The 24,552-nt window shown below is 63.0% G+C and carries 21 protein-coding genes and 1 pseudogene; 8 read left to right on the forward strand and 14 right to left on the reverse strand.

What is annotated here, in order from left to right:
• Positions 1 to 238: 238 nt before the first annotated feature.
• The 3 genes from NMG10_RS03010 (at position 239) to NMG10_RS03020 (ending at position 7,051) form a co-directional block, all read left to right on the forward strand.
• Positions 239 to 2,461 (forward strand): autotransporter outer membrane beta-barrel domain-containing protein, encoded by a 2,223-nt coding sequence (locus NMG10_RS03010; RefSeq protein ID WP_254463819.1) that lies wholly within the window; start codon positions 239 to 241, stop codon positions 2,459 to 2,461.
• 209 nt (positions 2,462 to 2,670) lie between these two features.
• Positions 2,671 to 4,701: a hypothetical protein gene (locus NMG10_RS03015; RefSeq protein ID WP_254463820.1), complete on the forward strand. Its 2,031-nt coding sequence runs from the start codon at positions 2,671 to 2,673 to the stop codon at positions 4,699 to 4,701.
• Between the two features lie 298 nt (positions 4,702 to 4,999).
• Positions 5,000 to 7,051 (forward strand): hypothetical protein, encoded by a 2,052-nt coding sequence (locus tag NMG10_RS03020; RefSeq protein WP_254463821.1) that lies wholly within the window; start codon positions 5,000 to 5,002, stop codon positions 7,049 to 7,051.
• Between the two features lie 62 nt (positions 7,052 to 7,113).
• Here the strand turns inward: NMG10_RS03020 and NMG10_RS03025 are convergent, their stop codons facing one another.
• The 12 genes from NMG10_RS03025 to ccmA form a co-directional block, all read right to left on the reverse strand.
• Positions 7,114 to 7,902: a PhzF family phenazine biosynthesis protein gene (locus NMG10_RS03025; protein ID WP_232856550.1), complete on the reverse strand. Its 789-nt coding sequence runs from the start codon at positions 7,900 to 7,902 to the stop codon at positions 7,114 to 7,116.
• 31 nt (positions 7,903 to 7,933) lie between these two features.
• Complete coding sequence (locus tag NMG10_RS03030; protein ID WP_254463822.1) at positions 7,934 to 8,872, reverse strand: NAD(P)-dependent oxidoreductase; 939 nt, start codon at positions 8,870 to 8,872, stop codon at positions 7,934 to 7,936.
• A 147-nt stretch (positions 8,873 to 9,019) separates the two neighbouring features.
• A complete protein-coding gene (locus NMG10_RS03035; RefSeq protein WP_203651691.1) occupies positions 9,020 to 9,442 on the reverse strand; it encodes a hypothetical protein in 423 nt (140 codons plus the stop codon).
• 12 nt (positions 9,443 to 9,454) lie between these two features.
• On the reverse strand, positions 9,455 to 10,642 hold the full coding sequence (gene ccmI / locus NMG10_RS03040) for a c-type cytochrome biogenesis protein CcmI (protein WP_254463823.1): 1,188 nt from the start codon (positions 10,640 to 10,642) through the stop codon (positions 9,455 to 9,457).
• The gene (locus NMG10_RS03045) at positions 10,635 to 11,111 is read right to left on the reverse strand and encodes a cytochrome c-type biogenesis protein (RefSeq protein ID WP_232856547.1); all 477 of its coding nucleotides are present in this window, start codon (positions 11,109 to 11,111) and stop codon (positions 10,635 to 10,637) included. The genes ccmI and NMG10_RS03045 overlap by 8 nt, the downstream gene beginning before the upstream one ends.
• On the reverse strand, positions 11,108 to 11,644 hold the full coding sequence (locus NMG10_RS03050; protein ID WP_232856546.1) for a DsbE family thiol:disulfide interchange protein: 537 nt from the start codon (positions 11,642 to 11,644) through the stop codon (positions 11,108 to 11,110). The genes NMG10_RS03045 and NMG10_RS03050 overlap by 4 nt, the downstream gene beginning before the upstream one ends.
• On the reverse strand, positions 11,641 to 13,629 hold the full coding sequence (locus NMG10_RS03055; RefSeq protein ID WP_254463824.1) for a heme lyase CcmF/NrfE family subunit: 1,989 nt from the start codon (positions 13,627 to 13,629) through the stop codon (positions 11,641 to 11,643). Before NMG10_RS03055 ends, NMG10_RS03050 begins: the two co-directional genes overlap by 4 nt.
• Positions 13,626 to 14,081: a cytochrome c maturation protein CcmE gene (ccmE, locus tag NMG10_RS03060; RefSeq protein WP_028691020.1), complete on the reverse strand. Its 456-nt coding sequence runs from the start codon at positions 14,079 to 14,081 to the stop codon at positions 13,626 to 13,628. The genes NMG10_RS03055 and ccmE overlap by 4 nt, the downstream gene beginning before the upstream one ends.
• Positions 14,078 to 14,254: a heme exporter protein CcmD gene (gene ccmD, locus NMG10_RS03065; protein WP_011534872.1), complete on the reverse strand. Its 177-nt coding sequence runs from the start codon at positions 14,252 to 14,254 to the stop codon at positions 14,078 to 14,080. The genes ccmE and ccmD overlap by 4 nt, the downstream gene beginning before the upstream one ends.
• Positions 14,251 to 15,018 carry a heme ABC transporter permease gene (locus NMG10_RS03070; protein ID WP_232856545.1) on the reverse strand — a complete coding sequence of 256 codons (768 nt, stop codon included), beginning with the start codon at positions 15,016 to 15,018 and terminating at the stop codon, positions 14,251 to 14,253. The genes ccmD and NMG10_RS03070 overlap by 4 nt, the downstream gene beginning before the upstream one ends.
• A 46-nt stretch (positions 15,019 to 15,064) precedes the next feature.
• The gene (ccmB, locus tag NMG10_RS03075; protein ID WP_028691018.1) at positions 15,065 to 15,733 is read right to left on the reverse strand and encodes a heme exporter protein CcmB; all 669 of its coding nucleotides are present in this window, start codon (positions 15,731 to 15,733) and stop codon (positions 15,065 to 15,067) included.
• Positions 15,730 to 16,362: a cytochrome c biogenesis heme-transporting ATPase CcmA gene (gene ccmA, locus NMG10_RS03080; RefSeq protein ID WP_254463825.1), complete on the reverse strand. Its 633-nt coding sequence runs from the start codon at positions 16,360 to 16,362 to the stop codon at positions 15,730 to 15,732. Before ccmA ends, ccmB begins: the two co-directional genes overlap by 4 nt.
• A 204-nt stretch (positions 16,363 to 16,566) precedes the next feature.
• Between ccmA and NMG10_RS03085 the strand changes: the two genes are divergently transcribed.
• The 3 genes and pseudogenes from NMG10_RS03085 to NMG10_RS26000 all read left to right on the forward strand — a co-directional run.
• Positions 16,567 to 18,129 (forward strand): flagellar hook-length control protein FliK, encoded by a 1,563-nt coding sequence (locus NMG10_RS03085; protein WP_234560325.1) that lies wholly within the window; start codon positions 16,567 to 16,569, stop codon positions 18,127 to 18,129.
• Positions 18,126 to 18,470 carry an EscU/YscU/HrcU family type III secretion system export apparatus switch protein gene (locus tag NMG10_RS03090; RefSeq protein WP_203651676.1) on the forward strand — a complete coding sequence of 115 codons (345 nt, stop codon included), beginning with the start codon at positions 18,126 to 18,128 and terminating at the stop codon, positions 18,468 to 18,470. Before NMG10_RS03085 ends, NMG10_RS03090 begins: the two co-directional genes overlap by 4 nt.
• Before the next feature lie 123 nt (positions 18,471 to 18,593).
• Positions 18,594 to 19,442: pseudogene (locus NMG10_RS26000) on the forward strand (DUF6543 domain-containing protein); the annotation flags it as partial.
• Between the two features lie 135 nt (positions 19,443 to 19,577).
• Here the strand turns inward: NMG10_RS26000 and NMG10_RS26005 are convergent.
• The gene (locus NMG10_RS26005; protein ID WP_368044559.1) at positions 19,578 to 19,850 is read right to left on the reverse strand and encodes a PE domain-containing protein; all 273 of its coding nucleotides are present in this window, start codon (positions 19,848 to 19,850) and stop codon (positions 19,578 to 19,580) included.
• A gap of 516 nt (positions 19,851 to 20,366) precedes the next feature.
• Here NMG10_RS26005 and NMG10_RS26010 point away from each other — a divergent pair.
• Both NMG10_RS26010 and NMG10_RS03100 read left to right on the forward strand, forming a co-directional pair.
• Positions 20,367 to 21,302, forward strand: coding sequence for a glycosyltransferase (locus tag NMG10_RS26010; RefSeq protein WP_368044560.1), 936 nt, complete (start codon positions 20,367 to 20,369; stop codon positions 21,300 to 21,302).
• 115 nt (positions 21,303 to 21,417) lie between these two features.
• A complete protein-coding gene (locus NMG10_RS03100) occupies positions 21,418 to 24,123 on the forward strand; it encodes a DUF6543 domain-containing protein (protein WP_254463826.1) in 2,706 nt (901 codons plus the stop codon).
• A 32-nt stretch (positions 24,124 to 24,155) separates the two neighbouring features.
• Here the strand turns inward: NMG10_RS03100 and NMG10_RS03105 are convergent, their stop codons facing one another.
• On the reverse strand, positions 24,156 to 24,551 hold the full coding sequence (locus tag NMG10_RS03105) for a DUF2802 domain-containing protein (protein WP_023630608.1): 396 nt from the start codon (positions 24,549 to 24,551) through the stop codon (positions 24,156 to 24,158).
• Position 24,552: the final 1 nt, after the last annotated feature.

The raw sequence follows: 24,552 nt of genomic DNA on the forward strand, positions 1-24,552 counted from the left end.
CCGGGCCCTGGCCATCCATGCTGCAGTCCTGGCACCTGAAAACTAGCATTTTTGTCAGGTTACTTCCCATCACCCTTGGCTCAAGCTACCCGCACGCATGAGCCAGGAAGTGACGCCCATGTTCACCTTTTCCCGCACCACGCTCAGACTATTCCTACAGCCTCAGTTCACTTCTTCCCGCACTCTTCAGCGCTCCCCGAATGCCTGTCCCACTTACTTATTCGCGTCGGAGTCCACGATGAAAAAAGAACTGCGCCTGCGTGTCCGCAGGCCGTATCGATTCGCCTGTGTCCTGCTGCTCGGCTGCACGCCCCTTGCCACAGCGGGCGTCCTTGAGGGTCGCAGTGAACAGGCTACTGTCGAGGCCGGCAGCCCTGCGGAGTCCTGGCAGGTGAGCAATGGCGCTACCCTGAACATGAACGCCGGCAGCCAGGCCGATGCCTCGGATTCGTCTTCGGGTGTGGCGATCTCACTGACCCAAGGCGGCAACCTCAACGCCACGGGCGCCACCATCAGTGCCGCCGGGCGTGCGATTCTCAACAACGACAGCAACGTCACCCTGGTCGGCAGCCGTGTGACCGCCACCGATGATGGCACCAGTGCCTTGTCCGGCGTCGCACTGCAGATGTACGGCGGCACCAGCACCGTCGTGGGCTCGGTGCTCGATGGCGCCCGTCACGCAATTGCCATCAGCTCGGACAGCCGGGGCGACAACGCCGGTGATCAAGTGGCCACCCTGGATATCGCCGGCAGCCAGCTGATTTCGACCACCGGCAGCGCCATCCATGTCGGCAAGGCCTTCGACGCGGAGCCGATTGCCCCAACAGCCCATATCACCCTGCGCGATGGCACCGTGGTGCATGCGAACAATGGCACCCTGCTCGAGGTGGAGGACGACGCCAGCGTATTCCTGACCATCAAGACCAGTGAAATCGAAGGCGATATCATCTCTGCCGACACCGCCACGACCCATGTGGCACTCGGTGAAAAAGCCATCTTGCGTGGCGCAATGCAGGGTGTGGACCAGCTCGATGTCGGTGCCTCCGCGCAATGGATCGTCACCGCTGACTCCTCCATCGACGAGCTTCTCACCAACAGTGGCAGGATCACCTTTCAAAGCGATAGGGAAGGCGACGAAGCCGGCCGGATTCTGACCGTGCATGGCGACTATGTCGGCGATGGCGGCAGCATAGAATTCAACACCAAGCTGGAGGGCGATGCCTCGGTAACCGACAGGTTGATCATCGAAGGCGATACCAGCGGCACCACGTCAGTCAGCGTCAACAACCTCGGCGGGTCCGGTGCCAAGACCTTGAATGGTATCGAACTGATCACCGTCGGCGGCGCCTCCAACGGGGAATTCACCCAGGCAGGTCGTATCGTTGCCGGAGCCTACGACTATCAACTGGTACGGGGTGAAGGCGACAACAGCGGCAACTGGTACCTGCGAAATGAATTGATCGATCCGGGCAACCCTGACGCGCCGATCCTGATCGTCCGTCCCGAAGGCGGCGCCTACGCGGCCAACCTGTACGCGATGAGCACCTTGTTCGACGCCAGTGTCGGCCAGCGCGGCGGCGACACCGAACGTGCCGACACCCTGGCGGCCGACGGCCGTTCGACCAACCTGTGGATGAAGCACAGCGACGGGCACCAGCGCAGCACCGACAGCAGCGGGCAACTCAACACCCACGTCAGCCGCAACGCCACGCTGTTCGGCGCCGACCTGGCCGGCGGCTCGACCCGTGCCGGCGGCGCCTGGCGCACCGGGGTCTTTGCCGGCTACGGCAACAGCCATGGCAACAGCACCTCGCAGCTGACCAATCACTCCGCCAGCAGTCAGGTCAAGGGCTATACCACCGGTGTCTATGGCACCTGGTTTGCCAACGGTAACAGCGAACAGGGCCTGTACACCGACGCTGTGCTGCAATACAGCTGGTTCGACGCCCAGGTCTCCGGCGACGACGTGGCCACCGAGCGCTACAGTGCCAAGGGCGTCTCCACGTCACTGGAAGCCGGCTATGTGTTCAGCGACCGCTTCGAAGACGGCGATGCCTGGTACCTGCAACCCAAGGCCAAGGTGGTCTGGTCGGGTGTGACCCCCGACGATCACCGCGAAGACAACGGCACCGTCGTCTCCACCCAAGGCAGCGATACCCTGAGCGTCAGTGTCGGCGCCCGCGCCTCGCTCAAGCTGAACTACACCGGCGATGACACCCTGGCCGACAGCTTCAAGCCCTTCGTCGAAACCAACTGGATTCACAACAATCGCCAGGCCGGCGTCAACCTCGACGGCGTTAGCGTGGCCCAGGCCGGCACCCGCAACATCGCCGAATTCAAGGTCGGCGCGGAAGGCCGCATCAACCGCGACCTCACGATCACCGCGTCGCTGGCCCAGCAAGTGGGCAGCAACGACTTCTCCGACACCGCGGCTTCACTGGCCGTGCGCCTGTCCTTCTGATCGCCTGGGCATGCGTCGGCCAAACCGACGCATGCCCCCTCCCGCCAGCCCGACCTAGTAATTCTGTCAGCTTACAAGTTCGCGCTTTTTCCCGACTATGAACCTGCGTTCGTTTGCACCGTACTCGGTATCGGAACGACTTGGAACACTGCCGAGGCCCGTCACCGCCAGCCCCAAACCTGAAGCCCTGACAGCACAGGAAAACAACCATGTCTGAACGTTATTTCATCGCCGAGTATCGGCCTGCCACCCTGCCGGCCAAATCCATTGCCTCGCAATGTGGTTGCCATAGCCGGCACGCCTACAAGGCGGTTCGAAAACCTGCTCGCATTAACGCCACGTGGGGCTTTGATGAGGAACTGGTGTTTCCCAAGGATGCGCTCGCTCCGACCCTCCCGGGTGTCGAGGCAGACAACCTGTTGCTGGCAGACTTCAGGAACTACCCTATCACGCTACGGTTCAGGATCCCGACTAAGGTTGTCGACCCAACCCGGGATGCCGTACTGCTTCTCGTGGACGGGAGCGCGTTCAGCATCCCCATCACCTTCGAGGGCTACAAGGCGGGGGACATCTTTTCCATCGAACTGCCCGCCAGCGCTCGCCAAGAAGGCATCCATACGATCCAGTACCGCATACATTACTCGAACAATCGATCGGAGGACGGTCCCCTCCAATCCTTCAAGGTCGATCTGACTGCACCTGGCCTGCCGTCACTGGCCGAATTGAACGTCGATAGCGACATCATCAAAGGCGGGGTCACCTCGGCCACCCTCGAAATCCACAATGGCAAGCACTATCTCAAAACGACCCTCAATGGCTACAACGGCCTTGGAATAGGCGACAGGATCCGTGGCGTGATCGCCGACCTCGACGGGTTCGGTAGCACAACGGATGTCGAACAAGAATACGGGCCTGGAGACGAGATCATCTTGCGGTTCCTGAGGGAGGACATCGAACGTGCAGGGGATGGCCTTAAAACATTCGCCTATACCGTCACCGACCGCGCCGGCAATATTTCGCTCCCTTCGCGCCCCGTGACTCTCAAGGTACTGCTCGACGGCGAGCTGACCAATCTTCCGGCACCAGAAGTGGCAGACAGCGCCGATGGCATCATCAACGATGAAGAGGCGCGCAAACCGCTGGAAGTGATCATCCCCGCCTATTCGGACAAACCCATTCTGCCAGGCGACGCGATCGAGCTGATCTGGGGCGATGCCCACCACGAACCACTACCCATCCCCGATGGCGAGGAAGGTGCTCGCCTGCCGATCTACCCGGACTATGCAGCCCTTTACGACACCTGGAAGGCGCAATCGCAGGGGCACGATGAAACCGCCCGCATCACCGTAAGCTACCGGATCATTCGCGAAGGCATGGTGGCCGGAACCTCCGCAGGGTTGGACGTGGTCATCAACCTGCACCAGGTGGGTGGCGATCCAGAGCCAGAGGTACCGACCCACCCGAACCTGCGTCCAGCCGTGCTGATGTCCTGGTCAGGGCAGCTCAACTACATCCCCAAAGATGACTATGCCAAGGACGCCAGGCTCTTCGTGCCATGGTTCGACCGGCACTCACCGACGGCACCGGTGCTGATCGAGGGCGATGTGGTCCGGCTCAGATACGGTACCTATGCGTTTCCCCCACGGACCGTCAGCGACGCTGACGTCGGCAAGAAGGCTGACCTCGAATTTGCCCTCACGGCCGACCTGATCGCAGAGCAAGCGGGTGGCACACAAGCCCTGGTCTATGAGGTGGAGCGCCCTGTCCAAGGCCCGACCCACAACACGTCACAGGGGCCGGTCCAACCTGTGCTCGTTGACGCGGATGAGCAACTGCCTGGCGATGGCGACCTGGGAGAAGGTGAGTACGCGCCCCTCAAGTCCGCCTGCTGCATCATCCCGGCTGATCTCGAAGATGGCAAGATCGTGTATTTCGTGACGCCGCCGTACAAGCACAAGCGACCTGGCGACCTGATTGAAATCAATCTGGTCCAGGTGGAGACTGATAGACACACCGAAAATGAGGAGCCTATCGAGGTATCAAGAATCAAGGACTCGTACACGGTCGCCGATGCCAGTGAGGAGACCGAGGAGTACCGGTTTCCCCTTCCGCGCGCCCAACTAATCGCCCCCAGTAAACGTTGCCATATTCATTCCACATGGCAAGTCACTAGGAATGGGAAAACGGTAGCGAACGACACCACCGCCCTGCTCATCGTGGATCTGCGCGGCATGCGATGAGGAAGGCAGCACTGCAGCCCTAACCCACAGGCGCCCGTCGATTGATATCGAGGGGCTCCTCGAAGCGCGCGATGACAACTCGTCCCCTTGCGCCCATCCCGCCGACGGCCACCGCCTGCCAGCGGCGACCTGGCAATTCTGTCAGGTTACAAGCGCGCGCTTTTTTCCGACCATGACTCTGCGATCGCATCGGCTGCGCCAGGTACCGGGACAGCCAGTAGGACTGCTGTGGCAGTGCCTGACGGGGCACCTCGCCCAGCAGCAACCCTGTGAATCCCCTAGCCACTGGAATGCAACCATGTCTGACCAATCTTCTCGCATCGACGTGCACACACCCGGCAAGGTGCCAAGCCAATCCATTACCCACTCCGGGCGTTGCAAGTGCCCTATGTTCTACAAGCCAACACGCAAACGGTCGCCAGGCATACTGGGTTTTACTGATCCCTTGGTGTTTCCGGCAGGCGCCCTGGCGGAATTGCCGCCGTCCGGCATTGCAGACAATTTACTGTTGGCAAGCGTCAGCTCCGACCCGCTCAAGCTCACATTTCCAGTGCCGGACTCGATCAAGGACCCGGACGGCGATAGCGTGCAACTGATAGTAGATGGTGCTCCATTGGATCCGGCCGTCACGTTCAAAGGTAAAAAACCTGGGGACACTTTTGAAATCGACCTTCCTGCGTCTGTTCGCACGGAAGGCACCCACACGATCATCTACCGAGTCATATACTCCGGCAGTGGTAACGAGAGTGGCCCAGCACAATCCTTCATTGTCGACCTGACCAAACCTGGCGAACCCTTGCTGGCCGAGTTGATTGTTGATGAGCTAATCAAAACGAACGGGCTGACCTCGGACAAGCTCAAGGAAGAGGACGGCGAGCAATACCTGGAATGCACCGTTGCCGGCTATGGCGGCCTAGCGCCCGGCGACATCATCGAGGGAGCGATCAGCAGCACGTTACGTTCTCGACGCATAGCCCGGGGGAGCATGCGTCGTCGTCCCAAGGACGGATTGACGCTGCGCTTCCTACGGGCAGATATCGAGGCCCTGGGGGATGGCACCCTCGTTTTCACCTACAAAATCACGGATCGGGCGGGCAATGTTTCGGATATGTCCCTCCCACTGACGCTGAAGGTACTCCTCAAGGGGGAACTGAAAGGCCTACTCGCGCCGCTGATTGCTGCACACACTGACGGTCTCATCATCGATGCGGAGGCACGCGAGCCTCTGGAACTGGTCGTACCCGCCCATACTGGCACGCCGGCTATCCAGCCGGGTGACAAGATCGAACTGGTGTGGGGTGACGCCGTGCATGAACTGGTACCTATCCCTGGTGGCGAAGAAGGCAACCCGCAGACTTTGTATCCCTCCTATGCAGCCCTCTACGATACGTGGAAGAAAGAAACGGCAGGTGCCAACCTGGTCGCCAGTATCGATGTGTTCTACCGCATTATTCGAAACGGTATTGTTGCCGGCACCTCGCAGATCACCACAGTGGCGGTTAACTTGTTCCAGGTTGGCGGCGATCCAAATCCAGATCCGGAAGATCCGGTGCATCCGAACCTGCGCCCCCCTTACCTGGAGACCGCAAGCAAACAATACAATGAAATCCCCAGTGAGGAATTCGACCAGGACGCCACGATCTACATACCGTTGTACGATCGAAAATTCCCACCCAGGAAGGTCTTGGAGAAGGACGACAAGGTCTTGGTCTTCTATGGTGAGATAAAGTTTCCTGTACGTACTGTCACCGAACAGGAAGCGAACGGCACGGACGATCTGCGGTTTCCGCTGACTGCCGACCAGATCGCGCAAGAAGGCTCTGGTACAAAACCGCTCCACTTCTTGGTAACCCGAGCGATCACAGGCGGGAAGGAGAATACTTCGCGGTCCTATGAACAACCGATCACAGTGCACGGAAACGATGAGCTTCCGGGTGAAGGAAGCCTCGATGATGGCCGATACTTCCCTGTCAGAGCGAGTGACGGCTGGATCACGAAAGAGCAGATTGCCCTGGGCGTCAAATTCATTACACCGCACTATGCGAACAAGAAGCCGGGTGACACTATTTCGATCGAGCTGTACCAGGCTGCTGGCCGTTCACACGACGCTGGCGAAACGCCAATCGACGGGAGCAGATACTCCTTCTTGAAAACCGTTGGTGAAGACGATAAAGACAAAGAAACAGAGTTTGAAATCCCGGCACATCACCTGTTGTTCCCAAATGACTTTTGCCATATGCATGCCACATGGACTGCGACAAATGAATTTGGGCCTGTATCAAATACCACGACTCCCCTGGTAATTGTCGACACCCGCGGCGATAACGCTGAGTCTGAAAACAAGTCCTGACTACAGTAGACAATGGCAAGCTTGCACCATCAGCGTACCCCTTCGGGGGTACGCCCTCCTCGTTACAGATTCACTAGGCCGCGCAAATACAACGCCGCATAACCACTGATGATTACCCGGCCATTGCCAGGTGACTCACAGACCAACTGCCCCTTGCGCGCACCACCCTGCTGGCAATGAAGCCGTGCCTGCCCGAGCCGCTCGGCCCAGTAAGGGACCAACGAGGTATGCGCCGAGCCGGTGACCGGATCTTCATTGACCCCGACCCGAGGCCCGAACCAACGTGTAACGAAATCGAACCCTCCCCCCGGCGCCGTCACCGCGATGCCACGCACGTCGAAGCGAGACAAAGCGACGAAATCGGGCTGCAAGGCCGCAAGCTCCGCTGGGTCATCGATCACCACGATGTAGTCGTCGGTACGATACAAGCCTCGCGCACTGGCCAAGCCCAAGGCCTCCAGCAACCCCGCTGGCATCTCCACTGCCAGCGGCTGCTTGGCCGGGAAGTCCATCGCCAGCAGGCCCTCGGTGCCGCGGCTGACCCGCAGTTCACCGCTGCGGGTGTTGAAGCGCAGCTCTTCGCGCTGCTCGCCCAACTGCTCGTACAGCACCCAGGCCGACGCCAAGGTGGCGTGGCCGCACAAATCAACTTCGACTGTCGGGGTGAACCAGCGCAGGTCGTAGCTTTCACCGTTGCGAACGAAATAGGCAGTTTCGGACAGATTGTTTTCTTCGGCGATACGCTGCAGCAGCGCATCGGGTAGCCAGCTGTCCAAAGGGATCACCGCCGCTGGATTGCCGCCGAACGGCTTGGCGGAAAAAGCATCGACCTGGAAGATCTCGAGTTGCATGCAGCACTCCTTGGATAAGTGAAAGCAAAGGCTATTCGTGTACTGGCGTGAGCACCGGCTCACCGGCAAAGAACGCCTGCAGGTTGCGCAGCACCAGGCTGACCGTGTCGCGGGCGGCCTCGGGGGACTGGCCGGCGACATGAGGGGTGAGCACGGTATTGCCGAGGGCCTTGAGGGCATCGGGCACGCCGGGTTCGCCATCGAACACATCGAGCGCGGCGCCGGCAATCCGTCCCTGAGCCAGGGCGGCGACCAGCGCCTGGGTATCGACCACGCTGGCGCGGGCGATATTCACCAGGTAGCCCTCGGCGCCCAGCGCGTCAAGCACCTGCGCGTCGACCAGGTGCTGGGTGCCGGCCCCGCCCGGGGTGGCGACGACCAGGATATCGACGGCATCGGCCAGGTGCAGCGGGCTGTCGTACCAGGTGTAGGGCGCATCGTTGCGCGGGGTACGGCTGTGATAGCTGACGGGCATGTCGAAGCCGAGGCTGGCACGCTTGGCGATTGCCAACCCCACCGCGCCCAGCCCCAGGATGCCCAGGCGTTTGCCGCTCACCGACGGGCTGATCACCCGCTGCCATTCGCCACGGCGGGTGCTGGCGTCGGCACGGGGAATGTCGCGCAACAGGGCCAGCAGCAGGGCCAGGGCGTGGTCGGCCACGGCGGCGGCATTGGCACCGGCGCCATTGGTGACGGTGATGCCACGGGCAGCGGCGGCGGCCAGGTCGACCTGCTCGTAGCCGGCACCGATCACGCAGATGATCCGCAGGTTGACCAATGTGGCGATTTCGCCGGCTGTCAGGCCAAGCGGACCACGAGTGAGCACGGCGTCGATCTCCCCGGCATGACGGGCGATGGCGTCGGCGCGCAGTTGCGGCGACGGTGCGCGGATCAGGCGGTAGCCGGCCCGTTCCAATAGCGGCAGGTAGTCATCGATGGTTTCCACCAGCACCAGGACTGTCTTGCTCATGCCACCCTCCGGTTGAATGCGAAGGGGGATTATGCCAGCTGTTGGCGCGGCCGGCCCTATCGCGGGGCAAGCCCGCTCCCACGCAATTGACGATGAGCATTACTGGCGTGGGAGCGGGCTTGCCCCGCGATAAGGCCTCAACGGCAATTATTGCCCAAACGCCCTGCCCAACCCGCCCGGCACGCCACTGCTGTCGGTGTCCTGCCACGGCCCGTTAGGGCTCAGCGACCAGCTCCAGCCGTTGTTCCAACGGTAATAGGTACGCTGGCGGTAGAAGGTATTGGGCTGCTTCTCCAGCACATAGACTCCCAGCTTCGGGTCCCAGTGGCTGGCGCCCCCCGGCGGTGGCGCGAAGCTGGCGGAGGTGCGTGGCATCGGCTTGGGAATCGCCGCCGGCTTGCTCGGCTGGGTGCCGGGCTGGCCACCCGGCAAGGGCTTGACCACCGGTCCTTTGTGCGGCGGCGTGGTCTCGATCGGCGGCAGCGGCTCACGCTCCCCGGGCTGATGCACCGTACACGCGGAAAGACCCAGGGCCAGGGTGATCAGGGTCAGGCGGACGGTGCTGTTCATGGGGGTGCTCTCTTATGAGTCGGGGCTGTCGATGGTCACATGCTGGATGCCCCGGGTGCCGGTGGCCAGCGGGGCGCTCTGGCCCTTCCATTCACCGTGGGTGGGCTGCCCGGCGCGCGAGACTCGGGCAACCAGTTGGACTTCGGCAAAGTCCGACAGTTTCATCTGCGGTATCATCGCGTCGGCATCGGACAGCTCCACCTCGATCGGCAGCTGCGCCACCGTCACCCGCTTGGCCGCCAGCGGCATGGGCGGGCCATTGCTGGCGCGGGCGAAGATGAACACGGTGTCGTCGGGACGCACCTTGTCCTTGAGCGCCGCGGCCAGCTCCACCCGCACCTTCAGGCGCGCTGTTTCGGCCACCTTGCCGCCACCGGCCTTGAGTTTGTCGGCGGCGCGGTCGATGCCGCCCTGCAGCGCGTCGCGGGACGCGTCGCCCTGCGGCAACTGCGCCAGCAGACGCTGCCAGTAGTCGATGGCCTCCTGGTAGCGCTCGCCCTCGAAGGCGGCGATACCACGCAGGCCGAGGCTGGTGACCTCTTGCGGGTCGGCCTTGAGCGCCTCATCGGTGAGTGCCTGCAATTGCGCCGACCACTGTTTGTCGGCGGCGAAGTACAGCGACTGCGCCCACTGCCCGAGCAGCTCGGGCTGACGCCCGGCCAGGGCCACGGTGCGCTCGAAGGCCTTGGCCGCATCGGCCGGCCGTTGCTCGGCCATATAGGCACGACCGAGGAAGTAAAGGCCTTCGGCCGAGTCGGGCTGGGCCTGCACCGCACGCTCCAGGCGCGTGGTCATTTCCGCCATCGACTGCGGCGCGCTGGCGAACTCCTGGGTCAGCTCGACCTTGTCTGCGGCGCCGAAGTGCAGGTACAGCCCCAGGGCCATGGCCGGCACCAGCACCGCCGCCAGCAGCGGCACGGCCTTGCCCAGGTGGCCCTGACGCGTCACCTCGCCGCGCTCGGTGTCGGCCAGCAGCTCACGGGCGGCCTCGTCACGACCATTGGCCAGTTGTTGTTCATCAAGAACGCCGGCCGCCTGCTGGGCAACCAGTTCGGCAACGCGCTCTTCATAGAGCGCCACGTTGAGGGCGGTACGATCCTGCTCGGCCTGCTGGCGGCGGTGACCGCGCAGGATCGGCAACAGCAGGAAAGCCAGGGCGGCGAGCAGCAGCAGGCCCGCGCTAAGCCAGAATTCAGTCATGGGTACGTTCTTTATCCAGCAGTTTGGCCAGACGCTCGCGTTCGTCGGCGGACAGTTCGGTATTGCCGGCCACGGCCTGGCCACGGCGACGGCGCACGATCAGCGCCAGCACCACGAAGCCTGCGACCAGGAGGATCCCCGGGCCGAACCAGAGCAGCCAGGTGCGCCCGCTGAGCGCTGGCTTGTAGCGCACGAAGTCGCCATAGCGATCGACCATGAAATCGACGATCTGCTGGTTGTCCTTGCCCTCGCCCAGCATGCGGAAGATCTCGCGGCGCAAGTCGGCGGCGATGGGCGCGTTGGAATCGGCGATGTCCTGGTTCTGGCACTTGGGGCAGCGCAGTTCCTTGGTCAGTTGCTGATAGCGCTCGCGCTCGGCGTCGTCGCGGAACTGGTAGGTGTCGATGGCCGCCTTGGCCACGCCGGCCAGGCTCAGGCCGAGCACGGCGGCCGCCAGCCAGCGCCTCATGGCCGGGCCTCGTCGACCAGGCCCTGGTACAGCGGCGCCAGCTGCTCGCGCCACACCGTGGCATCGACCACGCCCACGTGCTTGTAGCGGATGATGCCCTTGGCGTCGATCAGGAAGGTTTCCGGCGCGCCGTACACGCCCAGGTCCAGGCCCAGCGAGCCTTGCTGGTCGGCGATGTTCAGCTGGTATGGGTTGTGGAACTCAGCCAGCCACTTCAGCGCGGCGGCGTTGTCGTCCTTGTAGTTGACCCCGTGGATCACCACGCCCTGCTCGGCCAGCTGGTTCAGGTACGGGTGCTCGACCTTGCACGACGGGCACCAGGTGCCCCACACGTTGACCAGCGCCGGGCGGCCGATCAGGTCGGCCTGGGTGAGGCTGCGATCGCCCTGCACGCTCGCCAGCGCGAACGTCGGGAACGGCTTGCCGATCATCGCCGAAGGCAGTTCGTCGGGTTTCAAGAACAACCCCTTGTAGAGAAAGACCGCCACCAGCAGGAACACCGCCAGCGGTACCACCATGATCCAACGCTTCATGCAGTTGCTCCAGACACGCCCAGGGCCTCACGCACCCGGGTCTTGACCTTGACGCGGTAGCGTCGGTCGAAGGCCGCCAGCAAGCCGCCCAGGCCGGTCAGCAGACCGCCCAGCCAGATCCAGCGGACATAGGGTTTGATATGCACCCGCACCGCCCAGGCGCCGTTTTCCAACGGCTCGCCCAGGGCGACATACAGGTCGCGGGTGAAACCGGCGTCGATGCCGGCCTCGGTCATCATCGACTGCTGCACGGTGTACAGGCGTTTCTCCGGGTGCAGCACGGACACTTCGCGGCCATCGCGCGAAACCCGCACGGTGCCCTTGTCGGAAATGAAGTTCGGGCCTTCGAAGTGCTTGGCGCCCTCGAACAGGAAGTGATAGCCCCCCAGCTCGACGGTCTCGCCCGGCGCCATGCGCAGGTCGCGCTCGGCGCTGTTGTTGCTCGACAGCACCACGCCCAGGGCGCACACCACCAGGCCCAGGTGCGCCAGGTGCATGCCCCAGTAGCTGCGGCTCAGACCCGCCAGCCCCTTGGCCAGGCCTTTGTGACGGGTCTTGTCGAGGATGTCGCGCACGCCGCTCAGGACCACCCAGGCGGCCAGGGCGAACACGCTCAGGGCCGGCCAGTCGAAGTCGTCGACGATCAGCCCGGCGACCGGCGCCAGCACTGCACTGCCGACCAGCACCGGGGTCAGCATGCCGGCCAGCCATTTGCCGGGAGTGTCCTTCCAGCGCACCACCACGCCCACGCCGAGCACCACCATCAGCAGCGCCATCAACGGCAGGAAAAGGGCGTCGAAGTAAGGCGGGCCGACCGACAGCTTGGCCCCGGTCAGGGCGTCGAGCACCAGCGGGTAGAGGGTGCCCAGCAGGATCATCGAGGCCGCCACCACCAGCACCAGGTTGTTGGCCAGCAGCAGGGTTTCACGGGACCACAGGGCAAAGCCCACCTGGCTCTTGACCACCGGCGCGCGCAGGGCGAACAGGGTCAGCGAGCCACCGACCACGAACAGCAGGAAGATCAGGATGAAGATACCGCGCGACGGGTCGGCGGCGAACGCGTGCACCGAGGTCAACACGCCGGAGCGCACCAGGAAGGTACCCAGCAGGCTCAGGGAGAACGCGGCGATGGCCAGCAGCACGGTCCAGCTCTTGAACACCCCGCGCTTTTCGGTGACCGCCAGCGAGTGGATCAGTGCCGTGCCCACCAGCCAAGGCATGAACGAGGCGTTCTCGACCGGGTCCCAGAACCACCAGCCACCCCAGCCCAGCTCGTAATAGGCCCACCACGAGCCAAGGGTGATGCCCACGCCGAGGAAGGCCCAGGCGACGATGGTCCAGGGCCGCGACCAGCGCGCCCAGGCGGCATCGAGGCGCCCGCCGAGCAAGGCGGCGATGGCGAAGGCGAAGGCCACCGAGAAGCCCACGTAGCCCATGTACAGCATCGGCGGGTGGACGATCAGGCCGAAGTCCTGCAACAGCGGGTTGAGGTCGCGACCATCGCCCGGCACCTGCGGCAGCAGGCGCGAGAACGGGTTGGAGGTGATGATCAGGAAGCTCAGGAAGCCCACGCTGATCATGCCCATCACCGCCAGCACGCGCGCCAGCATCACCTGCGGCAACTGACGCGAGAAGATCGACACGGCGAAGGTCCAGCCACCGAGGATCAACGCCCACAGCAGCAGCGAGCCTTCGTGGGCGCCCCACACGGCGCTGAACTTGTAATACCAGGGCAAGGCGCTGTTGGAGTTGCTGGCGACGTAGGCGACCGAGAAGTTGTCGGTCATGAAGGCGTGGGTCAGGCAGGCGAAGGCGAAGGCCAGGAAGGCAAACTGCCCCCAGGCCGCCGGCCGCGCCAGGCCCATCCACAGGCTGTCGCCGCGCCAGGCGCCGAGCAGCGGTACAGTGGCCTGCACGGCGGCGAAGCAGATCGCCAGGATCATCGCCAGCTGGCCGAGTTCGGGGATTACCAGGGCCGCATTCATGGCTTGGCTCCCGCGTCGCTGGCGGCCTGGCCGCTTTCCTTCAGGGCCTTGGTGACTTCCGGCGGCATGTATTTCTCGTCGTGCTTGGCCAGCACCTCGTCGGCCACCACCACGCCATCGGCGTTGAGCTTGCCGAGGGCGACGATGCCCTGCCCTTCACGGAACAGATCGGGGAGGATGCCGCGGTAGGTGATCGGCACCGACTTGGTGTAGTCGGTGACCACGAAGCGCACGTCGAGCGAATCGGCCGAGCGCTGCACCGAGCCTTTCTCGACCATGCCGCCGGCGCGGATGCGGGTGTCCAGCGGCGCCTCGCCGTTGGCGATCTGCGTCGGAGTGTAGAACAGGTTGATGTTCTGCTGCAGCGCGCTCAGGGCAAAGCCCACGGCGACGCCGACGCCGGCCAGCAGGCCGAGGATGATGAACAGGCGTTTCTTGCGCTGCGGATTCACGGTTTGCTCTCCCGGCGCAGACGACGCGCCTCTTCTTGCAGGTAGCGGCGACGGGCCAGCAGGGGCGCGGCGACATTCAGCGCCAGCACCGCCAGGCAGATGCCATAGGCCGACCAGACGTACAGGCCATGGTGGCCCATGGCGAGAAAATCACTGAAGGACGCAAAGCTCATCGTACCGCCTCCCGTCCGAGTTGCCCCAGCACCTCATCCTTGACCCAACTGGCGCGGGCTTCGCGTTTGAGCACTTCGAGGCGCATGCGCAGCAGCAGCACGGCGCCGAAGAAGCAGTAGAAACCCAGCGCGGTGAGCAGCAGCGGCAGCCACATTTCCACCGGCATGGCCGGCTTTTCGGTCAGCGTGAAGGTGGCGCCCTGGTGCAGGGTGTTCCACCACTCCACCGAGTACTTGATGATCGGGATGTTGACCACGCCGACGATCGCCAGCACCGCACAGGCCTTGGCCGCGCTGTCGCGATTGCTGATGGCCTGGCCCAGGGCGATGATGCCGAAGTACAGGAACAGCAGGATGAGCATGGACGTCAGGCGCGCATCCCAGACCCACCAGCTACCCCAGGTGGGCTTGCCCCAGATCGCCCCGGTAACCAAGGCTACCGCGGTCATCCAGGCGCCGATGGGCGCCGCGCACTGCAGCGCGACGTCGGCCAGTTTCATCTTCCACACCAGCCCCACCACCCCCGCCACCGCGAGCATCACGTAGCACGACTGGGCGAGCATGGCCGTCGGCACGTGGATATAGATGATGCGGAAACTGTTGCCCTGCTGGTAGTCCTGGGGGGCGAAGGCCAGGCCCCAGGTGATGCCGACCAGCAGCAGCACGACAGAGGAAACGGTCAGCCACGGCAGCATGCGGCCGCTGATGGCATAGAACCATTTGGGGGAACCCAGCTTGTGGAACCACGTCCAACTCATTTTCATCAGGGTACATCCAGGGTATTGGCCGGGCTGCGGTGCCCGAGACTCGTTATTCGCCGACGCTGATCTTCAGGCCGGCCGCGATCGCAAAGGGTGCCAGTGTCACCGCCAGGGCCGTCAGGCTGGCGAGCCAGAGCAGATGGCCGGTGGCCGGCATATTCTGCAACGCCGCCTGCAACGCACCACTGCCCAGGATCAATACAGGGATATACAACGGCAGAATCAGCAACGCCAGCAGCAGGCCGCCGCGCTTCAGACCGACCGTCAGCGCCGCGCCCACCGCGCCCAGCAGGCTCAGCACCGGCGTGCCCAGCAGCAGTGAGGCGAGCAGCACCGGCAGGCAGGCGCTCGGCAGGCCCAGCATCAGCGCCAGCAGTGGCGCCAACAATACCAGCGCCAGCCCGGAAAAGATCCAGTGCGCCAGCACCTTGGCCAATACCAGCAGCGCCAGCGGGTGCGGCGAAAGCACCCACTGTTCGAGCGAACCGTCCTCGAAATCGCTGCGGAACAGCCCGTCCAGCGACAGCAACACCGCCAGCAGGGCCGCGACCCAGACCAGTCCCGGCGACAAGGTTTGCAACAATTGTGTCTCAGGACCGACCGCCAGCGGAAACAGGGCGACGACAATGGCGAAGAACACCAGCGGATTGGCCAGCTCCGCCGGGCGGCGGAACAACAGGCGCGCCTCGCGGCGCAACAGCAGAAGGAATACGCTCATGCCGCCCATTGCCCCAGGTTCAGCTCACGGTAGCCGGATGGCTTGCGCTCGAGCGTATGGTGGGTGGTCAGCACCACGGTGCCGCCCCGCTCGCAGTGGGCCGCGAGGTGAGCTTCCAGCTGGGCCACGCCCTGCTTGTCGAGGGCGGTGAAGGGTTCGTCGAGGATCCACAGCGGCGGGCTGTCCAGGTACAGCCGTGCCAGGGCGACCCGGCGCTGCTGGCCGGCGGACAGGGTGTGACAGGGCACGTCCTCGAAACCGCGCAAGCCGACAGCCTCCAGTGCCTGCCAGATCGCCTCGCTACCAGCCGGTCGGTGCAGGGCGCAGAGCCAGGCGAGGTTCTCTTCGGCGGTAAGCAGGTCCTTGATCCCGGCGGCATGGCCGATCCACAGCAGGATGCTGGCCAGGGCATGGCGTTGTTCGGCCAATGGCTGGCCGCCGAGCAGGATCTGCCCGGCGGTGGGTTGCATGAGCCCGGCCAGCAGGCGCAGCAGGCTGGTCTTGCCGCTGCCGTTGGGGCCGCTGATCTGCAGCATGTCGCCAGCGCCCAGCTCGAAATCGAGCTGCTCGAACAGCAAGCGCCAGTCGCGCTCGCAGGCCAGGCCTGCGGCTTGGAGGTGAAGGGTCACGGTTTCGCCTTATCTTTGTAGAGCTTCGGGGCGGTGTCGCCTGCTTCGCGGGTGTCACCCGCGAAGCAGGCAACGCCGCTCCAAAGCCCCTATGTCTCAAGTCGCCCGCCGCGCTGCCGTTATACTGGCAACAATGGGCGGTCGGCATTATTACACGCGTCACCGCGCTGCCAAGAGGCCGAGTTCGACAGGTTGTATACAATCATGACTGAAATCAATAGTCTCGGCGCACAAACCGTGCCAGGCCCCCAGGCGGCCAAGGCGGCCATGACCGGCGAGCTGCTGCGCCTGCTGCAAGCGCAACCCGGCCTGCTGGCCCCGGGCGAGACGGCACGTGCCGAGGTCATGTCGATGCGCCAGGTCGGCGTGGATTTCCAGCTGTTGCTACGCCTGACCCAGGGCAACGGCAACCAGACCCAGTTGCAGGCCAATGCCAGCCAACCCCTGCCCCAGGGCAGCCAGATCACGGTCACGCAGACTGAAAGCAACCGCCTGGCGGTCATGGTGCAGCAGGTCAACGCCAACAACATCACTACCCTCACCCGCCTGGACACCAGCCAGGTTCCAGTCGGCACACTGCTGCAAGGCAAGGTCCTGACCAGCCAGCCCCTGGTTCAGAACGCCGGCGAGATCGCCAGTTTCCGCTCGCTGGTAAGCCTGCTCAACAGCAGCCAGGCCGGCGCCACCCTGGCCATCGACAGCCCGCGGCCACTGCCGATCGGCAGCCTGCTCAGCGCGCTGGTACAAGGTGACCAGTCGCTGCGCTTCGTTCCCTTGAGCGGCCGCCAGGATCAACTGGCCATTGCCCAGCAGCTGGTGACCCAGCAAGGCCGACAGGCCTCGCTGCCTGGCTTGCTCAATGCCCTGCAGCAGGTCGCCACCTCCGGCGACGCTGGCACGCAACTGCGCGCCAGCGCCGAACGCCTGCTGGCCAGCCTGCCCGATGCCCGCCAACTGGGTGATGCGAAAAATCTGGCCCAGGCCCTGAACAACAGTGGCGCCTTCCTTGAAGCCAAGCTATTGGGTGGCCTGGCCAGCGGCGTGGCGCCCGACCTGAAGACGCAACTGGTCAGGCTGATCGCACAGTTGCCCAATCCCCCCACGGGACAGATGCTCACGCCCGCACAGACCAGTACGTTGGCCCATGCCCTGCCCGGTTTCGCCCGCAGCGCCCTGGGCATGCTCGGCCAGGTCAGCCCGCGCCCGCAACCTGGAGCCTTCCCCCTGCCCTCGCGGCTGTTGCAGAGCCTGGAAAACGAAGGCGACCTGCAGCAATTGCTGCGCCTGGCCGCCGCCGCCATCTCGCGCCTGCAGAGCCATGCGCTGTCCAGCCTGCAGCAATCCGGACCACTGGAGAACGGCAACCAACAGACCACCTGGCAGACCGAGATCCCCATCCGCCATGGCCAGGAGTTCATTCCCCTGCAGGTCAAGCTGCAGCGCGAGGAAACGCCGGAGCAGCAAGCCGATCGCGAACGTGAAGGGCGTGATCCGCTGGAGGCCATATGGCGGATCGAACTGGCCTTCGACCTGTCACCACTCGGTCCGCTGCAGGTCCAGGCGCAACTGCTGCAAGGACGTCTGTCGGGACAGCTGTGGGCAGAGCAGGAACAGACCGCCCGCCTGATCGACAGTCAGCTCGGCACGCTGCGCGAGCGCCTGCTGGCCCGCGGCCTGGATGTCGGCGACCTGGAGTGCCACCCCGGCACGCCACCGCAAGGCCCCCGCACACGCCTCGAACAACGCTGGGTGGATGAGACCGCATGAAGCACAAGCAGCCACGCCAGGCCATTGCCCTGAGCTACGACGGCCAGCAGGCCCCGACCCTGAGCGCCAAGGGCGACGACGAACTGGCCGAGGCCATCCTCGCCCTGGCCCGTGAACATGAAGTGCCGATCTACGAGAACGCCGAGCTGGTACGCCTGCTGGCCAGGCTGGAACTGGGCGAGCAGATCCCCGAGGCGCTGTACCTGACCATCGCCGAGATCATCGCCTTCGCCTGGCAATTGCGCGGCAAAGTGCCGGTGGGCTTCGACGACCAGCCTGCGCCGCCACGGGATATCACGCCCGAGCAGCTGTTCCTGCCGGCAGGCGTGGATACACGCTGACCCTGCGTGTGGCACCACTCCCAAAGGGGCAATGCCATGCTTGCGCGATAATTCATTACCGCTCCCCGACATAAGGGTTGAGTCACCGTTGTGCCTGGTTTCTCCACACAGGTCGACTCAATCATGCCTCCAACCTTCATCACCAACCTGGGCGTACAGCTCGTTCGCGATCACCTGCAGACCATCCCCCGCCCCGACAAGCACGCCGCACAAGCCATCCGTGACTGGGCCAAACGCCAGGGATCGGACCTGGATCCGGATCAGACCGACGTCGTCACCCTGCACTACCGAGGCCACCAGGCCGTCATCGTCCAGCGCCTGTCACTGACCGAAGCGGTGCTCTCGAACTGGCAAGGCGAGACCGACAAGAACCTGATCGGCCAACTGCTCCCGGGTCATTGGTCCGGTACCCTGCCATCCGGCCCGTTGCAGATCGTCGATCGATTGCCTGCTCGCGAGCCATGGGCGAACGGTGCCGATCATTCAGTATTCAATGGTCTGTTCCGCCGGACCGGTAACGGCCAATACGACAGCACAACGCATCTTGCCGTGGATGTCGAAGCCCTGCAGCGCTTCATCTGGAACCTGGATTTTCACGCCCGCTTCACCGCCATGCTGGACAACTACTGGCAGCGCGCCCTGCATGGCCACCAGCTGTCCATGCGGATCAGCTTCATCACCGCCTGCAACAAGCAGGTAAGCGAAGGCTCATTGAGCGATGGAGCACGCCAGCTGGCCTGGCAGGCTGTCGGCTTGGCCCCTCGGGCGGTTGGCCTGCGAATCAGGCCACTGAACGTCTACGGCTACAGTGCCACCGATCTGCTGTGCATCACCGACAAATCCCAACCGCTCACCCTGCTCTACCTGCCAGGCAACGCCTCCCCCCTTCACGAGTTCGCCAACATGGCGGCGCTTCAGGACTGGTTCGCCAGACAGTGCCAGAACCCCGATAAACGTCAGCGCCTGCGCCAGCATTTCAACTTGGCCGACACGCCAGATGGACTGGACTTCAGCGGCCTGGACACCGCCCTCGAAGGCCTGGGCGCCTACCCGGGCATCCACTATCGCTCGCCAAACCGACCGGGATTCACCACCGACGGCCGCTGGTCACCCAGGGACTACGTCAACTACCGTCCGGACAAATACAGCCCGAAGCTCGACGGCGATCTGTTCGAAGCCCTGAGCCTGCGTCAGCGCAAGCGCAGCTATGCCAACGCTGACTTCATCGTTACCAGCAATCAGGAGGTGAACAAGGCGCGCTGGCGCGGCTATGTGGTCAATACCATCAATCTGCTGGCCCCCTTGGTCGTGGTACTGCCGGAACTGGCACCACTGCTCGCCATCGGCGGCATTGCGCAGTTCGCGGCGGGAATCGACCAAGCAGTCAACGGCAAGTCACTCAATGACAAGGCCGAGGGCGTGACGAACATCGAGTTCGGGCTAATGAACGCTGCACCACTTGCCTTGCGCCCATTGGCGCGAGCGCGAGTGCTGTACCCTGCCAAAGGCAGGTGTTTTATCTTCCCCAGTCGGGTGAACGACCAACTGGGCTACCCATTGAGCCCGATCACGCCCCCGGCACTGCCCGAACGCCAGCTGGCCGGTCTGTTCGGCTCGACAGTCCCCCCCTTGCCCGGCGGCGACACCGCCATTGCCCAATGGCTGGCGCACGTGCCGGTCTCTGCGGACTCGCAAGCGCAGCTTCAATCCCTGTTGAATGGCTACAACACACTGGTCCTCTACGACAGTGAACATGATGCTTTCATCCTTGAGTCCGAGGCCAACGAGATAAGGCCAAGCTACTACCAGGTATCGCCAGAAGGCCATGGGCTTGTCGAGATGCCCCTGAACGCACGCACAGTCACCGACCCGATGCGCATAAGCAGCCTGCGAGCCATGGGCGTGGATGTGCAACTGCCTTTGGAAATCCCGCCCTTCGAGGCACACCTGCGCCAGCCGATCCCACGGAAGATCTCGAGCCTCTGGGTAGGCGACAAGGTGATCGCACCCAAACTGTTGACCACGCTGGTCCGCAATCAGCAACGCCTGACGAACAGCCAGTATGCCTACCGACTGTTCCTGTCCAACGCCAATGCCCAGGCCTTCGGCGCGAACCTGAGGCTACTGGCCGCACACGCACCGCATCTCGATGTGCTGACCCTGGAGGAGCAGCCGTTCTTCGCAAGGTTGCGCGAAACCAAATACTTCGAGCAGTATCAAGATGCCGTTGGCGGCGCAGGTGCAAATTTCTCTTCGGCATCCGACATCCTGCGTTATCCCCTGCTCGCCGAGGAAGGCGGATTGTACCTGGACGTCGACGATACCTTGCTTGCCGACCCGGTTTATCCGGACAATCCCAACCGCGCCGCGATCGACTCGGTGACCCTGGCCACCACACCGGACAGCCTCATTTTAGGTGGCCCGATGAACAACGACGCCCTGGGGATGCACTGCCAGTACAACACCAACATGATCGCCAGCCATGCTGGCAACCCGACGCTGCAGGCGATCTCGGACACCATGCACGAACGCTACCTGGCCAACCGTGACTTCTACGGCAACAGGCCAGTAGTGAAGGGCCCCGAATTCGATGCCTATGCCTTGCGCCTGAGCCACATGACCGGGCCCGGCCTGCTGAATGATGTCATCGACCAGCGCCTGCCAAGGCTGCGGGCACTACGGCGGATCATCAACCTGCACGCCTTGCCGCAACACAATCCGATGTACCTGGTGACCCCGATCGAACAGGCCTTGCGGGAAGCCGCGACCGGCGACATTCCGCTCAACCAGGTAGCCGAAGTCGGAAACTACCACTCGTGGGCCAAGCCCTGATGTAACAAGGGCGGCCTGACGGCCGCCCTTGTCATCAGGTGGTAAACATATACGCAAGCTTGGGGCCTCGCCGTCGCTACCGTGGAGCCTCATTTATCCACACGGATCGATTCCAATGGCTTCCACTTTCGTAAATAACGCGGGCAAACAGTTCATCCGCCGCCACCTGCAGCATATTCCCAGGCCTAGCCTGTTTGCCGCCAAGGCAATCCGTGAATGGGCTGGGCAAGAGCAACATCAACTCGACCCCGACCAGACCGACGTCGTCACCCTGCACTACCGTGGCAATCAGGTCATGATTGCCCAGCGCCTTTCACTCACCCAGGCGGTGCTCTCGAACTGGCAAGGTGAAAACAACAAGGACCTGGTTGGCCAGCTATTCCCGGGTAACTGGGCAGGTACCTTGCCAGACGGCCCGCTGACCATTGTCGAACATCTACCAGCGCTCGGACCGCTCGACAACAGCGCACGTTTCTCGGTCTTCGACGGTGTCTTCCGCAGGTCCACCCCGGCCCGCTACGACAGCACCACGCACCTGCCAGTGGATGTCGAGGCCATGCAGCGGTTCATCTGGGATCTGGACGTTCACACCCGCTTCGTCTCGATGCTGGACGAGTATTGGCAAAAGACCAGCAAAACCCATCCACAGTCTCTGCAAATAAGCTTTATCGCAGCCTGCAACAAACAGGTCCAGGAAGGTTCCTTGAGTGACGCTGGCCGTCAGTTGGCCTGGCAAGCGGCGGGACTCATGCCGAGAGCTTCCGGCCTGGAAATCAGGCCTCTGAATGTCTATGGCTACGCCGCCACCGACATCATCCAGATTGCTGACCCAGCACATCAGCCAGTACTGCTGTACCTGCCGGGAAATTCATCACCCTTCCATGAGTTCGACGGCATGAATGCCCTGAAGGACTGGTTCGCTGAACAGTGCCGCACCAGCGAAAAACGCCAGCGCCTGCGTCAGTATTTCAAAGTGGCAGACACCCCCGACGGCCTGGACTTCAGCGGCCTGGATACCGCGCTGGATGGCCTTGGCACCTTCCCGCGCTTCCACACGCGATCGCCCAACCGGCCAGGCTTCACCGTCGATGGTCCATGGCCTCCCAGGGACTACGTCAACTACAAGCCCCACAAGTACAGCCCATTGATAGAAGGCGACTTGTTCGAAGCCCTCACGCTGCGCCAGCGCAAACGCAGCTATGCCGACGCCGACTTTCTCATCACCAGCAGGACGCAAGTGACCAAGGCCCGCTGGCGTGACTACCTGGTGACCTCGATCAATCTGCTGGCGCCCCTGGCGCTGGTGGTGCCCGAACTCATACCACTGCTGGCCGTCGGTGGCATCGCGCAATTTGGCCTGGGGATCGACCAGGCAATCAACGGCAAGACGCTGGAGGACAAGGCCGACGGCGTAAGCAACATCGAGTTCGGCCTGCTCAATGCCGTCCCGCTGGTCTTGCGAGAAGCGACTCGCGTGAAAATCCTGTTCCCTGGCAAAAGCCCACGATTCGTCATGCCAACGCGAGTGAACGATCAGTTGGGTTACCCTCTTAGCCCCATGGATCCGCCCAGGCTACCCGAAGAGGGGGCCGCGCAATTCTTCGCCCCACCTCCAGAGCCAATAGCACTTCCACAAGATAGCCATCTAGGCAACTGGATCACCCGATTCATTGATGGCAATGGCGTAAAGCATATGGAGGCAACCCTGGAAGAAGCGAGGTTCGAAGTACGCTACGACAGTGAACACGATGCATTCGTCCGCAGGCCGAATAGCAAGAATGAATCGCCAACCTATTATCAGGTTTCCGAGCAGAGCAACGGCCTGGAAGTCATCGATGTCACAAACCGCCCAGTCACTGACGCCATGCGCATGAGGACAATGCGCGCACTGGGCGTCGACCTGCAACTGCCCATCAAAATCCCAACGCCCACCAGCGAAATGTTCGAACTTCCCAAGCAGATCCTGAATATCTGGGTCGGTGACAAAATCATCCCCGACAATCTGCTGAAGACCGTGGAAGCCAACGCCAGGGGGTTGCTGCATTCCAGAACCTCCTACCGGATATACCTGTCCACTGCCGATTCGAATGTATACAGCATCAACCATGCCGCGCTGCTCAAGCATGCTGAGAATCTGCAGATACTGCCGCTGGAAGAGCAAGCCTTCTACGATGACTTCCAGGACAGTCCTTACTTTGGGCAATACGAGAAGGCCATCAAAGGTGGAAATTATGCTTCGGCCTGCGACGTGCTTCGCTACCAACTACTCAACAGCGAAGGCGGCGTTTATATAGACATCGACGACACCCTGCGCACCCTTGGCGATCATCCTGACACCGATGCAATGATCGCTTCGACGCCCTTGAAAGCGACGCAAAATGGTCTTGTGCTGGGCGCCCCGATGGACAATGCACGCCTGGGCATGCATTGCGCCTACTCGAACAGCTTGATTGGCAGTCATGCAGGGAACGATACGCTGGACGCTATCTCCGATGAGATACTCAAACGCTTCGAGGACAACCCGAACTTTTATGACAGCAGACCGTTGTATGGCGCCCCCGATCATGAGACCTACGCCAAGAAACTGAACGAGATGACCGGTCCTGGCGTCCTCAACGATGTGATTGACGATGAGGACTACGAGGATCTGTCCAGGCTGCGTATCTTGCGACAAATCACCAAGCTGGAGTCAGTCCCTCAGAAAGACTTCACCTTCCTCACAAGTCCAGCCCACGCCGGCATTTCCGAGGCGCAGCGTGGCGACCAGGCGCTGAGAGACCTTGTGACGGTAGGCAACAACAATTCGTGGGCGAAACCCTGATACAAGCCGGGCGACTTGCGTCGCCCGGATCATCACTCGCCGCGGTGCAGCTTGCTCATCAACTGCGCCTCGGCCTGGGTCAACCCGCAGGTCTGGGTCAGCTCCTCGACGCTCGCGCCCATCCCCACCAGCTTGGCGGCCTGGGCGAAGGTGACGCTGTTGGGGTCGCGCTGCTCCAGTTGCTGGAGCTTCTCGGGCAACGGCGCGACCACCGCGCGCAGTTCATGGATCGCCTCGCCCATGCGCACGGTGCCGTTCTGGTAGTCGTCCAGGCGCTTGGCCAGGTCCTTGATGCGCTGGTCACGCAGCGCATCGCCCTGGGCCTGCTGGGCGGCCAGCTCGCGCTGGCGTTTGCTGTAGTTGAGGAAGAACCACAGGCTCAGCGCCCAGAGCAGCGCCAGGAAGATGACAGCAACCTCGAAGATCAAC

It is taken from the genome of Pseudomonas sp. DVZ6, from assembly GCF_024259445.1.
Classification (GTDB): domain Bacteria; phylum Pseudomonadota; class Gammaproteobacteria; order Pseudomonadales; family Pseudomonadaceae; genus Aquipseudomonas; species Aquipseudomonas peradeniyensis.

Coding starts and splice junctions, on each gene's coding strand:
- NMG10_RS03100 (WP_254463826.1), top strand. CDS start 21,418: ATGGCTTCCACTTTCGTAAATAACGCGGGCAAACAGTTCATCCGCCGC.
- NMG10_RS26010 (WP_368044560.1), top strand. CDS start 20,367: ATGGGCGTGGATGTGCAACTGCCTTTGGAAATCCCGCCCTTCGAGGCA.
- NMG10_RS03070 (WP_232856545.1), bottom strand. CDS start 15,018: ATGAAAATGAGTTGGACGTGGTTCCACAAGCTGGGTTCCCCCAAATGG.
- NMG10_RS03015 (WP_254463820.1), top strand. CDS start 2,671: ATGTCTGAACGTTATTTCATCGCCGAGTATCGGCCTGCCACCCTGCCG.
- NMG10_RS03090 (WP_203651676.1), top strand. CDS start 18,126: ATGAAGCACAAGCAGCCACGCCAGGCCATTGCCCTGAGCTACGACGGC.
- NMG10_RS03020 (WP_254463821.1), top strand. CDS start 5,000: ATGTCTGACCAATCTTCTCGCATCGACGTGCACACACCCGGCAAGGTG.
- NMG10_RS03030 (WP_254463822.1), bottom strand. CDS start 8,872: ATGAGCAAGACAGTCCTGGTGCTGGTGGAAACCATCGATGACTACCTG.
- NMG10_RS03010 (WP_254463819.1), top strand. CDS start 239: ATGAAAAAAGAACTGCGCCTGCGTGTCCGCAGGCCGTATCGATTCGCC.
- ccmD (WP_011534872.1), bottom strand. CDS start 14,254: ATGAGCTTTGCGTCCTTCAGTGATTTTCTCGCCATGGGCCACCATGGC.
- NMG10_RS03045 (WP_232856547.1), bottom strand. CDS start 11,111: ATGAGGCGCTGGCTGGCGGCCGCCGTGCTCGGCCTGAGCCTGGCCGGC.
- NMG10_RS03085 (WP_234560325.1), top strand. CDS start 16,567: ATGACTGAAATCAATAGTCTCGGCGCACAAACCGTGCCAGGCCCCCAG.
- NMG10_RS03025 (WP_232856550.1), bottom strand. CDS start 7,902: ATGCAACTCGAGATCTTCCAGGTCGATGCTTTTTCCGCCAAGCCGTTC.
- ccmB (WP_028691018.1), bottom strand. CDS start 15,733: ATGAGCGTATTCCTTCTGCTGTTGCGCCGCGAGGCGCGCCTGTTGTTC.
- NMG10_RS03050 (WP_232856546.1), bottom strand. CDS start 11,644: ATGAAGCGTTGGATCATGGTGGTACCGCTGGCGGTGTTCCTGCTGGTG.
- NMG10_RS03035 (WP_203651691.1), bottom strand. CDS start 9,442: ATGAACAGCACCGTCCGCCTGACCCTGATCACCCTGGCCCTGGGTCTT.
- NMG10_RS03055 (WP_254463824.1), bottom strand. CDS start 13,629: ATGAATGCGGCCCTGGTAATCCCCGAACTCGGCCAGCTGGCGATGATC.
- ccmI (WP_254463823.1), bottom strand. CDS start 10,642: ATGACTGAATTCTGGCTTAGCGCGGGCCTGCTGCTGCTCGCCGCCCTG.